This window comes from Streptomyces sp. NPDC086777 (genome assembly GCF_040702065.1).
GTDB lineage: Bacteria > Actinomycetota > Actinomycetes > Streptomycetales > Streptomycetaceae > Streptomyces.
The window spans coordinates 15,120-27,157 of sequence record NZ_JBFBJI010000070.1 but is presented as its reverse complement, the minus strand read 5'-3'; the positions used below and the strand labels follow the sequence as shown (position 1 = coordinate 27,157).

General features: G+C 73.5%; 9 protein-coding genes. 3 read left to right on the top strand and 6 right to left on the bottom strand.

Translation table 11 applies throughout. The features are described 5' to 3' along the window. Positions 1 to 125: 125 nt before the first annotated feature. Complete coding sequence (locus tag AB0472_RS44830; protein WP_366365342.1) at positions 126 to 506, bottom strand: STAS domain-containing protein; 381 nt, start codon at positions 504 to 506, stop codon at positions 126 to 128. Between the two features lie 428 nt (positions 507 to 934). On the opposite strand from AB0472_RS44830, the gene AB0472_RS44825 reads away from it, so the two are divergent. Continuing rightward, on the top strand, positions 935 to 2,665 hold the full coding sequence (locus tag AB0472_RS44825; protein ID WP_366365340.1) for a GAF domain-containing protein: 1,731 nt from the start codon (positions 935 to 937) through the stop codon (positions 2,663 to 2,665). 83 nt (positions 2,666 to 2,748) lie between these two features. On the opposite strand, the gene AB0472_RS44820 is transcribed toward AB0472_RS44825, so the two are convergent. Then, a complete protein-coding gene (locus tag AB0472_RS44820) occupies positions 2,749 to 3,144 on the bottom strand; it encodes a nuclear transport factor 2 family protein (RefSeq protein WP_366365348.1) in 396 nt (131 codons plus the stop codon). A gap of 72 nt (positions 3,145 to 3,216) precedes the next feature. Here AB0472_RS44820 and AB0472_RS44815 point away from each other — a divergent pair, with 72 nt between their 5' ends. Next, positions 3,217 to 3,795 carry a PadR family transcriptional regulator gene (locus AB0472_RS44815; protein WP_366365338.1) on the top strand — a complete coding sequence of 193 codons (579 nt, stop codon included), beginning with the start codon at positions 3,217 to 3,219 and terminating at the stop codon, positions 3,793 to 3,795. A 51-nt stretch (positions 3,796 to 3,846) separates the two neighbouring features. Here AB0472_RS44815 and AB0472_RS44810 read toward each other — a convergent pair whose 3' ends face one another. The 4 genes from AB0472_RS44810 to AB0472_RS44795 form a co-directional block, all read right to left on the bottom strand. Continuing rightward, entirely contained in the window at positions 3,847 to 4,923 is a 1,077-nt protein-coding gene (locus AB0472_RS44810) for an NlpC/P60 family protein (protein WP_366365346.1), read from the bottom strand. Between the two features lie 149 nt (positions 4,924 to 5,072). Beyond that, positions 5,073 to 5,555, bottom strand: a complete 483-nt coding sequence (locus tag AB0472_RS44805; RefSeq protein WP_366365345.1) for a sigma-70 family RNA polymerase sigma factor — start codon at positions 5,553 to 5,555, stop codon at positions 5,073 to 5,075. 116 nt (positions 5,556 to 5,671) lie between these two features. Beyond that, positions 5,672 to 6,337: a M15 family metallopeptidase gene (locus AB0472_RS44800; protein ID WP_366365337.1), complete on the bottom strand. Its 666-nt coding sequence runs from the start codon at positions 6,335 to 6,337 to the stop codon at positions 5,672 to 5,674. A gap of 84 nt (positions 6,338 to 6,421) precedes the next feature. Continuing rightward, a complete protein-coding gene (locus tag AB0472_RS44795; protein WP_366365336.1) occupies positions 6,422 to 9,469 on the bottom strand; it encodes a BTAD domain-containing putative transcriptional regulator in 3,048 nt (1,015 codons plus the stop codon). Positions 9,470 to 9,919: 450 nt separating this feature from the next. Here AB0472_RS44795 and AB0472_RS44790 point away from each other — a divergent pair, with 450 nt between their 5' ends. Beyond that, positions 9,920 to 11,968 (top strand): phosphocholine-specific phospholipase C, encoded by a 2,049-nt coding sequence (locus AB0472_RS44790; protein WP_366365335.1) that lies wholly within the window; start codon positions 9,920 to 9,922, stop codon positions 11,966 to 11,968. The last annotated feature ends 70 nt before the right edge of the window (positions 11,969 to 12,038 follow it).

Genomic DNA, 12,038 nt, shown 5'->3' with positions numbered 1-12,038 from the left:
GGTACGCCAGCAGATGGCCGACGTCCGCACCCGTCACCAGGCCTGGATCCGGGAGCACGGCACCGACCTGCCCGAGGTCGCCGACTGGACCTGGACCGGCTGAGATGCCCCGTCCTCCGTCCCGGTCAGGGGACCGGGACGGAGGCGTCCCCGCCGGCGAGGGCCTCCGGCAGGCCCGGGTACACCTCGAACACGTCGCCCAGCCCGGTGCGGGCCAGCAGCCGGCGGAACTCGTCGTCCGGCGTGACCAGGCGCAGCCTGCCGGCGCGGTGGCGGACCCGGTTGCGCGCCCGGCACAGCAGACCGAGGCCGGAGCAGTCGACGAACGACACGGGCCCCAGGTCGAGCACCAGATCCGGCTCCGCACCGGACGTCAGGTCGTCGAGAGCCACGGAGAGGACCGGAACCGCCAGGAGGTCGAGGTCGCCGTGCAGGGTCACCACGGTGGTGCCTTCGTCGGTGCGGGTCGTGCGGTACGTCGCGGACCTCGTGTGGTTGTCGGCCATGAGAAGAGCGAAGTCCAGCCGACGGGTCGCGCGGAAGGGCCGTTCGGCCCCCTCGGGGCCCCGGACGGCCCGTCCTGCCGTGCTCCGGCGGTAGGGCCGGTCCGGCGCCCGACGGCGGCGGACCGGCCCCTGCGGACCGCCGGGCCGGGACAGGCCGGAGCCACGGAGCGACACCGCGGGGGACCGGTGCCGCTCCTGCGTCCAGGCTCCCTCCCGGGCGGCGCCCCGCGGCAGGTGCCGATGGTCACCGGTCCGGGACCGGTCGGCCCTTTACGCCGGGGCGGCGCACCCGTCACGGAGGGGCCGCCGCGCCGCGTGGCCGCCCGCCCGACTTGCCCGATCCGGATGCCCGGCGGGGCCGGCCCGCACTACGGTGGGCTCTGACCGGACCTGCCGGTGTGTGAGTCGACGGGGTCGGGAGGCGTGTGGTGGAGAGCCATGAGGCGGCCCGGGTGCGGTTGCCGCAGCTCAGGCTGGACGAGTTGCTGGGGGAGTTGCAGGCGCGGCTGGATGCGGCGCGTGGTACCCGGGACCGGGTGCACAGTCTGCTGGAGGCGGTGCTCTCGGTGGGCCGGGAGCTGGATCTGGAGCAGGCGCTGCGCAGCATCGTGGCGGCGGCGGCGGTGCTGGTGGATGCCGAGTACGCGGCGTTGGGGGTGATCGGGCCGGACGGCAGGCGGCTGTCGGCGTTCCACACGGTGGGGGTGGGTGAGGAGGAGATCGCCCGGATCGGGTCGTTCCCGGAGGGGCACGGGATCCTGGGTGAGTTGATCCGTGATCCTGAGCCGTTGCGTCTGGCCAAGCTGTCGGAGCATCCGGCATCGTACGGTTTTCCGCCGAACCATCCGCCGATGAACTCCTTCCTGGGTGTTCCGATCCGGGTCCGTGGTCAGGTGTTCGGGAATCTGTATCTGACGGAGAAACGGGGTGGTGGCCAGTTCGACGAGGAGGATGTGTCGGTGACGTCGACGCTGGCGGTGGCGGCGGGGGTGGCGATCGACAATGCGCGGCTGTATGAGGAGTCGCGGTTGCGTGAGCGGTGGCTGCGGGCGAGTGCGGAGATCACGAACAGTCTGATGTCGGGCAGTGCGAGTGCGGAGGCTCTGGGGCTGATCGCGGAGCAGGCCAGGGAGATCACGGGTTCGGCGCTGGCGGCGGTTGCGACGCCGATGGCGGGGACGGACGCGCTCACGGTGGAGATCGCGGTGGGGTTGGACGCGGAGGCGCACCGGGGGCTGGTGCTGTCGCTGGATGGGACGCTGATGGGGCTGGCGTTCGCGCGGGGGGCTCTGGTGGCGAGTGCGGATGTGCTGCGCGACGAGCGGGTCTCGCCGGAGCCGCCGCGGTTCGCCGGGCTGGGGCCGGCGGTGGCCAGTCCGATCGGGACGGGTGAGGCGGGTGTGCGGGGTGTGGTGCTGCTGGCGCGTGAGGCGGGTGGGGCGGCGTTCACGGTGAAGGAGACGGGGCCTTTGCAGGTGTTCGCGGCGCAGGCGGCTCTGGCGATGGAGCTGGCGGAGCGGCGGCGGGACGCGGAGGAGATCGCGGTGCTCAAGGACCGTGACCGGATCGCCCGGGATCTGCATGATCTGGCGATCCAGCGGTTGTTCGCGACGGGGATGACGTTGCAGAGTGCGGGGCGTTTCATCGAGCATTCGGAGGCCGCGGAGCGGGTGTTGCGGGCGGTGGACGATCTGGACGAGACCATCAAGATCATCAGGTCGACGATCTTCGGGTTGCGGGCCCGGGAGGGTGGTGCGGGCAGCGGGTTGCGGGCGCGTGCGGTGCGGGTGGCCGGTGAGGCGGCCCCGGCGCTCGGGTTCGCGCCGAGCGTGCGGATGGAGGGTCTGCTGGACACGGACGTGCCCGGGGAGATCGCCGACCATGCGGTGGCGGTTCTGTCGGAGGCCCTGACCAACGTGGCCCGGCACGCGCACGCGGAGCGTGTGGAGGTGGTGGTGGTGACGGACGGGCGGGAGCTGGTCCTCACCGTCGCGGACGACGGGGTGGGCATCGCGCCCGGCGGCCGGCGCAGCGGGCTGCGGAACATGGCGGAGCGGGCGGCGGAACTCGGCGGCCGGCTGGAGTGGGACTGCCCCCAGGAGTCCGGGGGCGGGGGAACGACGCTGGTGTGGCGGGTACCCGTCGAGCCGGCCCCCTGAGCCCGTGTAGATCCGGACCAGGTGGCCGAAGCCGGAGGCCGGCGCGGTCCCGCGGTGCTGAGCGTCGCCGCACTCCGCCAAGGTCACCGCGCGTCGGCGGCCTCCCGGGCGATCTGCTCGAACCGGGCGCCCATCGCCTCGGACAGCGCCTGCGCGGCCGACAGCGGACGCACCATCACCGTGAACTCGTCGATCTTCCCGTCCTCGTCGAAGTGCAGGAAGTCGCAGCCCTGGAGCTGCTTGCCGGCGACCGTGGCCGTGAACACGAAGGCGTGGTCGCGGCCGTCCGGGTTCGCGATCTCCCGCACGTAGGCGAAGTCCTCGAAGACCTGCGACACCGCGCGCAGGATCGCGGCCGTGATCGGCTTGCCCGGGTACGGCTTGAAGGCGACCGGGCTGGTGAAGACGACGTCGTCGGCGAGCAGGTCGGCCACGGCGGCCATGTCGCCCCTCTCGACGGCCTTGCGGAAGGGGTGCACGGAGTGCGCGGAATGCATGGGGTCCACCTCGCCTAGTCAAAAAGTTGAGTAGGCGCATGCTAGCGTGCACCCATGGCTCTGCGGAATGCGCTGATGGCCGCCCTCCTGGAGGGCGAGGCCTCCGGGTACGACCTCGCCAAGGGATTCGACGCGACGGTCGCCAACTTCTGGGCGGCGACGCCCCAGCAGCTCTACCGCGAACTGGAGCGCATGGAGGCGGACGGACTGGTCGCCGCCCGCGTCGTCGAGCAGGAACGCAGGCCCAACAAGCGGCTGTTCTCGCTGACGGACGCCGGCCGCGAGGCGGTCCGCGCCTACACGGCCGTGCCCCCCGGCCGGCCCGCGGTGGTCCGCGACGAGCTGCTGGTCAAGGTGCAGTGCGCGGACGTCGGCGACATCGAGACGGTCCGGACCGCCGTCGCCGAGCGCATGGAGTGGGCCACCGCCAAACTCGCCCGCTACGAGCGGATCCGGCAGCGTCTCCTCGCCGGCCGCTCCGAGGAGGCGTACTTCGCCGAGGCGGACCGCGTCGGCCCGTACCTCACCCTGCTGCGCGGGATGTCCTTCGAGCGGGAGAACCTGCAGTGGGGGGAGCTGGCCCTGCGGAGACTGGCGCAGCGGGCGGTTCGGCATACACAACAAAGTGAATAGGTGTGCCGGTGGGGCGCCCGCCTCGTGGGGCACCCCGCGGCCGGGCCCGGATCAGCAGGTGGCGACCCCCGGCAGCCAGGCCGGGCCCTCGATGTAGATGTTCGTCAGCCATGCGCCGTTGGTCAGCTTGGACCAGGCGTCGTTGGTGTACCCCTCGGCGGTGACCTTCTCGGCGTGCGCCTGGCAGACCACGTTGACCGTCGTCGGCTGCGGGAAGTAGTCGACGACACCGGCGTTCACGTTCGGCGCGCTGTGCGTGCGCACGCCCGTGCTCCAGGTCTGGAACGCCGTGCTGCCTCCGCCCGGCGGCGGCGGGTTGTCGCCGCCGCAGTCCGGGATGCCGGGCAGCTCTGCCGGGCCCTTGAGGTAGATGTTGGTCATCCAGGACCCGTCGGCCAGCTTGGCCCAGATGTCGTTGGTGTAGCCCTCGGCGCTCACCTCCTCGGCGTGCTCCTGGCACTGGACGGAGACCTGCGTGGGACCGGCGAAGGTGTCGACGACCGAGGCGTGCACGCTCGGCGTGGAGTGCGTGTGCACGCCCGTGCCCCACGTCTGGAACGTCGAACCGCCGTTCGCGGGCGGGGGGACCGGCGTGCCGGACGGGTTGACGCGGATCGCCCCCGCGTAGTCGCCACCGGTGCGGACCGGCGTCACCCGGATGTGGGTGCCCGACTCGTACGCCTCGACCATCTGCCCCGCGCCCAGGTACATGGCGACGTGGTGGATGTACCCGCTGCCCCAGAACATCAGGTCACCCGGCACGAGCGGAGCGGTGCCCTGGCCGGCCGAGAACCGGGCCGAGGCCTGCGGGCTGTGGAACTGGTCGTCGGCGGTGCCGTCGAGCAGGTCGGAGCCGGTCGCCCGGTAGTACGCGTACCGCATCAGGCCCGAGCAGTCGAAGCCCATGCGCTCGTCGTCGTGCAGGCTGTCCGGGTCGGAGCCGTCGTAGTAGCCGTACGTGGCACCGGGCGTGGCGCCGTGCCCGCCGCCCCAGCTGTACCAGACACCGATCTGGGCACAGGCCGCCTGGACCGCGGCCTGCGCGGTCGCCGACGCACCGGAGGCCAGCACCCCGCACGAGGTGTCCTGGGCCGCGGCGTGCGCGCTGACGGGCAGCAGCGGGGCCATGGCCAGAGCCGCGACCACCGTGAGCGTCCTGGCGGACGTGGTGAGGTTCAAGGAGTCCATCCTTCGTCGACGTGGAACCGGGTACGGGGGGCGGGCGGATGTCCACCGGGTGCCGCGCCCCACCCCCGTGCGGGCGCGGCACCCGGAGCTCAGCCGGCCAGCGCCGCGCGCATCTTGGCCAGCGCCCGCATCCGGTTGCGCTGGACGGTGCCGCGATGGGCGCCGAGCCGTTCCCCGGCCGTGTCGTGGGTGAGCCCCTCCAGGTCGACGAGGATCACCGCGGCCGCCTCCTTCGGCGAGAGCACACTCAGCAGCGCGAGCGCCATGGCCGAGGCCTCGTACGTGCCCAGTCCGCCGTCCCAGCCGGCCTCGGGCAGCCGGTCGGTGGTCCGCTCCCGGCGGGAGGGGTGCAGCCAGGAGTCGCGCAGCAGGTTCAGCGCGACCGTGCAGGCGTACGCGTACGGATGCTGCTGGGGCGTCAGGTTCCGGGCCCGGGCCCGCCGGGAAAGCCGCAGGTACGTCTCCTGGAGGAGGTCGTCGGCGTCGTGCGGATTGCCGGTCAGGGCGAGCAGCCGTCTGCGCAGTCTGGGCATGTCGGCGGTGAAGCGCGCGTCGAACTCGCCCGGGCTCATGACCGCAAGGACGCCGTCCGCGTCGTCGCGCGGGTCCTGCGTACACGTGCCGCCGTGGCTTTTCATGGTCGTCCCCCGTCGGTCGTCGGTGGTGGCAGAGGTGTCCGGTCCGCGGGTCATACGGGCCGGACAGGTGCGGCGGCGGGCCCGTAACGGGCCGCGGGCGCCCCGCTCAGCAGGGCCCAGTACCGGTCGCCGTAGGACCAGTGCCACCACTCCGTCGGGTAGTTGACGAAGCCGGCCGTGGTCAGCGCCCGGTCCATCAGCGCCCGGTTGGCGCGCGCCTCGGCGCCGACGTTCGGTGCCCCGGTACGGCAGGCGCCCGCGCTCTCCTCCGGGGTGGCGTTGACCTCCGTGCCCAGCGGCAGCTCGGTGCCGCCGGCGGTGCACAGGGTCAGGTCCACCGCCCCGCCGCTCACGTGCGGCGCCACCTCCGGCGGGGAGATGTAGGCACTGGCCAGCTCGCGGATCCGGTCCGGACCGGCCTCGGGGTGGGCCGCCCGCAGGGCCGCCGCGTACTGCTCGAAATAGCGGCGCTGCAGGCCGGGCGGCCGGTACCCCTCGACCACCAGGAACCGGATCCCGGCGGGCAGCAGCGACTGCGCCTGGAGCAGCCGGCGCAGCGCCCCGAGACGCAGGTGCGCGTAGCTGCCGGCGGCGTCGGCCTGCCGGCGGTCGATCCGCAGGCCGGGTGTCTCCCGCAGGTCGACCAGCGGTTCACCGCACTCCTGCTCGGTGACCTCGGCGACCCGGGAGTCGGAGAGCGTGATGATGTCCGTCACGCAGAACAGCGTGCCCGGGGCCCCTGCAATTGCTCTGCAGCTTCCCTGCAAGCGCGTCAGCGGGCCTTCTGCGGCCGGGTCCGGCTACGGCGTCCCGTCGTCCGCGCGCTCCCACGCCTCCCGCGCGCCCACCGACCGGAACACCTCCAGCGCCTCCGCCCGCGCCGCCCGCGCCCGTTCCCCCTCGCCGTCCGCGGACCACACCCCGGCCAGGTCCCACACCGTGCGGGCCCGCCACAGCGGCAGCTCCAGCTCCGCCCAGAGGGCCGCCGCCACCTCCAGCGGCTCCCGGGCCGCGCCGGTGTCCCCGGCCGCCAGCCGCAGCTCCCCGAGCGTGCGCAGTACCAGCGCCTCGCCGAACCGGTCCTGGCGCTCCTGGGCCACGGCCAGGCAGCGCAGCAGCCGGCGCCCCGCCTCCGCCGGCCGCCCGGTGCGCAACTCCACCTTGGCCAGCGCCTGTTCGGTGTACATCAGGCCGAAGGCGTCCTGCAGGCCGGTGAAGATCCGCAGCGCGTCGAGGAAGAGCCGTTCGGCATCCGCGTACCGGCCCTCGGCCCGGTCGCACAGGGCCAGCGAGCGCAGCGTGAGCCCCTCGCCGTGCAGATCGGCCGCCGCCCGGTACAGGGCGAGCGCCCTGGACAGCGCCGCCCGGCTCTGCGGCCCGCGCCCCTGCTCACGGTGCACGTAGCCGATGCCGTACAGCACGCCCGCCCGGGCCCCGGCGTCCGCCCCGTCGCCGTACCGCTCCCGCGCGGCCTCCAGCAGCTCCAGCGCCTCGGCGTAGCGGGCCTGCTCGCGGCGCGCGGTGCCCATCCCGGCGAGGGCCACGGCCGCGCCGCCCGGCAGCTTCTCCCCGAACAGCCGCAGCGCGTCCGCGAAGTAGGCGTAGGAGTCCTCGAACCTGTCCTGTTCGTAACGGAGTTGACCGAGCCCGGCGAGGAGCCAGGCCTCGCCCTCCACGTCACCGCCGCGCCGCACCGCCGCCATGGCCGCCGTGTGCGCGCGGGACCAGGCGTCGAACTGGTTGTACAGCGCGGCGGAACTCGCGATCAGCGCCCCGGCGAGATCACGCGCGGGTCGGGCCAGGCCGTGGTCGGCGCAGTGCGTCACGGCGGCCAGCAGGCCGGCCTGCTCGGCGGCGAACCAGGCCGCGGGCCGGGCCAGCACCGCCTCCTCGGTCTCCGGGTCCAGCGGGCGGACGGCGGCCGGTTCGGGGAAGTGCCGGGTCGCCCCGCCGGGGCCCCGGGCGGCGGCCTTGCGGGCGAGGTCCAGCCAGCTCGCCGCCAGCCGCAGCACCGCGGCCGTGCGCTCCGCGGTGCTCTCCTCGACGAGGCAGCGCTCGCGGGCGTGCTCGCGGGCCAGGTCGTGGATGCGGTAGCGGGCCAGGCCGGTGCCGTCCACGCCGACCACGTCGATGAAGTGGCAGTCCACCAGCCGCTCGACGGCCTCCTCGGCCTCCTCCGTCCCTATGTCCAGCAGGGGAGCGGCGATCCACGCCGCGAAGTCGGGCAGGTCCAGCAGGGCGAGGCGGCGCAGGGCCCGGCGTTCCTGCGGGTCGAGGTCCGAGTAGCCGAGTTCCAGGCTGGCGCGCAACTCCAGGTCCCCAGCGCTGAGTTCGTTGAGGCGGCGGCGTTCGTCGCGCAGCCGGTCGACGAGCCGGCCGGGTGCCCAGTGCGGTCGGGCGGCCAGGCGGGCACCGGCGATCCGCACCGCGAGCGGGAGCCGCCCGCACAGGGCGACGATCTCGGCGGCCTGTTCCGGCTCCGCCCAGGTCCGCCCCGCGCCGGCCACCCGGCGGAGCAGGTCCAGGGCCTCCGCCCGGTCCGGGACGGCGAGGTCCAGATGGGCGGCGCCCTCCAGCGCCACCAGCCGGCGGCGGCTGGTGATCAGCACCGCGGCACCCGGGCCCGGCGGCAGCAGGGGCCGCAGGTGCGCCTCCCCGGCCGCGTTGTCCAGGACGATCAGGGTCCGCCGGTGCCCGATGTGGGTGCGGTACAGGCCGGTCAGCTCCTCAACGCCGGAGGGCAGCGTGTCGGGGTCGACGCCCATCGCCCGCAGCAGCCGGGCCAGCGCGTCGGCGGGTTCCAGCGGGGTGGCGTCGGCGGCCCGCAGGTCCACGAACAGGCGGCCGTCCGGGAAGAGTTCGGCGGTGCGGTGGCCGACATGCACCGCGAGGGCGGTCTTGCCGATGCCGGAACGGCCGGAGATCACCCCGATCGGGGGTGCGGTCCGGCCGGGGTGGCCGACGCCCCGTACCAGTTCGGTCGCCCACTCGACCTGCTCCGCCCGGCCCACGAAGTCGGCGATGTCGGGCGGGAGATGCGAGGGCGCGGGGCGGGACCGCGCGCTCCGCGGAGCCGGCACCGGCCCGGTGGCATGCTCGCCCCCCAGCAGGCCGGTGTCATGGGTGAGGACCGCCTGGTGCACCGCCCGCAGCTCCGGTCCCGGGTCGATGCCCAGCTCGTCGCGGAGCACCGACCGGCCCTCCTGGTAGATGCGCAGGGCGTCGGAGACCCGGCCGGTGCGGAACAGGGCGGTCATCAACTGGCCGCGCGGCCGCTCCCGCAGCGGATGCGCGGCCACATGGGCGAGCAGCGGCGCGATGGTGCCGTCCGCGCGGTCCAGTTCCAGGGCCAGCGCGAAGGACTCCTCCTGGGCCACCAGCCGCAGCTCCCCGAGCCGGGCCGCCTCGATCCGGGCGAACGACTGGCCGAGTCCCTCCAGGGCCTCCCGGCCCCGCCACAGTCCCAGCGCCTCGGTGAGCACCTCGGCCGCCCCCTCGGTACGGCCCAGGGACCGCCCGGCCGCGAGGAGTTCCTCGAAACGGCGGGCGTCGACCCGGTCCGGGGCGAGGCCGGCGGCGTAGCCCGGGGGCCGGGTGCGGACCAGTTCGGCCGTGCCGACCCGGGCCAGGGCGCGGCGCACGGCGGAGACATGGGTGGCGACCAGGGCGCCCGCGGTGGCCGGCGCCTCCTCGTCCCAGACGAAGTCCACCAGACGTTCGGTGGAGATCACCTCGCCCAGGTGGACGACGAGCGCGGCGAGGACGGCCAGCGGCCGGGAGCCGCCGAGCGGGGCCCGTCTGCCCCCGTCCCAGACCTCCACCGGGCCGAGCAGACGTACTTCGAACATCGGTCCCCGATCGCCGCCCCGCGGATGCCGACAACGATATCGGCGGCCACCGTCGGGGCAGGCCGACAGCCGGGCCGTCGTGTCCGGAACCGTTCCGTGCCACCGGCCGGCCGCGGCCGCCGCGACACCCGGTGTGCCGAACCGTAACGGGGCTCGGTGGCGCCGCGGAGGGCGTGCCACCTCCTGCCCGCAGTTGGCCGGTTCCTGTGGGTGGGCACAGCGTCCCCTGTACGGGAGACGGCGGGCGGGCCGCCCTCGTATGACCGCGCGACCGGAGCAGACCGGTGGCCGCTCCGTCCGCGCACCGACCACCTACCTCCCGTACCGCCGAGTTTCACATGCACGCCACCGGACCCTTCCCTGACGTTCGATGCCCTTGGAACACTCACAGCCGCGCACAATCCGCGCTCTTCCGGTCAACCCGTGCGCAGTATGAGAGGTCGCTCACCCATGTCCGAAGTAAACCGGCGCAGATTCCTCCAGCTCGCGGGCGCCACGACGGCGTTCACCGCGCTGTCCAGCAGCATCCAGCGCGCCGCCGCGCTGCCTGCGAACCACCGCACCGGATCGATCGAGGACGTCGAGCACATCGTCGTCCTGATGCAGGAGAACCGGTCGTTCGACCACTACTTCGGCACCCTCAGAGGCGTCCGCGGCTTCGGCGACCCCCGCCCGGTCACCCAGAACAACAGGTCCGTGTGGAAGCAGTCGAACGGCACGAAGGACGTCCTGCCCTTCCACCCCGACGCCGACGACCTGGGCCTCGCCTTCATCCAGGACCTCCCGCACGGCTGGAACGACACGCACACCGCGGTCAACGCCGGCAAGTACGACAAGTGGGTGCCGGCCAAGGGCACCACGACGATGGCGTACCTGAACCGCGACGACATACCGTTCCACTACGCGCTCGCCGACGCCTTCACCATCTGCGACGCATACCACTGCTCGTTCATGGGCTCCACCGACCCCAACCGCTACTACATGTGGACGGGTTACACGGGCAACGACGGCCAGGGCGGCGGCCCGGTCCTCGGCAACGACGAGGCCGGCTACAGCTGGACCACGTACCCGGAGCGCCTGGAGAAGGCCGGGGTCTCCTGGAAGATCTACCAGGACGTCGGCGACGGCCTGGACGCGGCCGGCAGCTGGGGGTGGATCCAGGACGCCTACCGCGGCAACTACGGCGACAACTCGCTGCTCTACTTCAAGCAGTACCAGAACGCCCAGCCCGGCGACGCGCTGTACGACAAGGCCCGCACCGGCACCGACGCGACCAAGGGCGAAGGCTTCTTCGACCGGCTCAAGGCCGACGTCAAGGCCGGCAAGCTGCCGCAGATCTCCTGGGTCGTCGCCCCCGAGGCCTTCACCGAGCACCCCAACTGGCCCGCGAACTACGGCGCCTGGTACGTCTCCCAGGTCCTCGACGCGCTCACGTCCGACCCGAAGGTCTGGGCGAAGACGGCCGTGTTCATCACCTACGACGAGAACGACGGCTTCTTCGACCACCTGATCCCGCCGTTCCCGCCGTCCTCCGCCGCGCAGGGCAAGTCCACGGTCGACCCGGGCCCGGACCTCTACAAGGGCGACGCGAGCCGGCCCGCCGGCGCCTACGGCCTCGGCCAGCGCGTCCCGATGCTGGTCGTCTCCCCGTGGAGCAAGGGCGGCTTCGTCTGCTCCGAGACGCTCGACCACACCTCGATCATCCGGTTCATGGAGGCCCGCTTCGGCGTCCACGAGCCGAACATCTCGCCCTGGCGCCGTGCCGTCAGCGGCGACCTGACCTCGGCGTTCGACTTCTCCCGCAAGGACACCAAGCCGGTCGCGCTGCCGTCCACGGACGGCTACCGGCCGCCGGACGGCAACCGCCACCCCGACTACGTGCCCACCCCGCCGGTCAACCCGGCGCTGCCGAAGCAGGAGCGCGGCTCCCGGCCCACCCGGCCGCTGAAGTACGCCCCGCTGGTGGACGGCGCGCTGGACGTGGCGGCCGGCAGGTTCACGCTCACCTTCGCGTCGGGCGCGCAGGCCGGTGCCGCTTTCCTGGTCACCTCCAACAACCGCTCCGACGGTCCCTGGAGCTACACCACCGAGGCCGGCAAGACCGTCTCGGACACCTGGAACCCGGTGTACTCGGGCGGTTCCTACGACCTGACCGTGCACGGCCCGAACGGCTTCCTGCGCGGCTTCCAGGGCTCCGGCAAGGTGGCGGGACCCGAGGTCACCGCCCGGCCGCACGGCGACGACATCGAGCTGACCTTCACCAACAAGGGCAGCGGCACGGTGAAGCTGGCGGTGGCCGACGGCTACGGCGGCCGTGGCCGGACGTTCACGGTGCGGGCCGGGGCGGTCGTGAGGCACATCGTGCACCTCAACCACAGCGACCGGTGGTACGACCTGACGGTGACGTCGGAGGCGGACGCGGGCTTTGTGCGGCGTTTCGCCGGGCATGTCGAGAACGGGGAGCCCGGGGTCAGCGACCCGGCGATCATCACGGTGTGAGCCGCGCCCGAGGGGGCGTGGGGGACTGTTGCCAGGCGGCCGCGGGAGGTTCGTGGCCACCCGCGCAGTT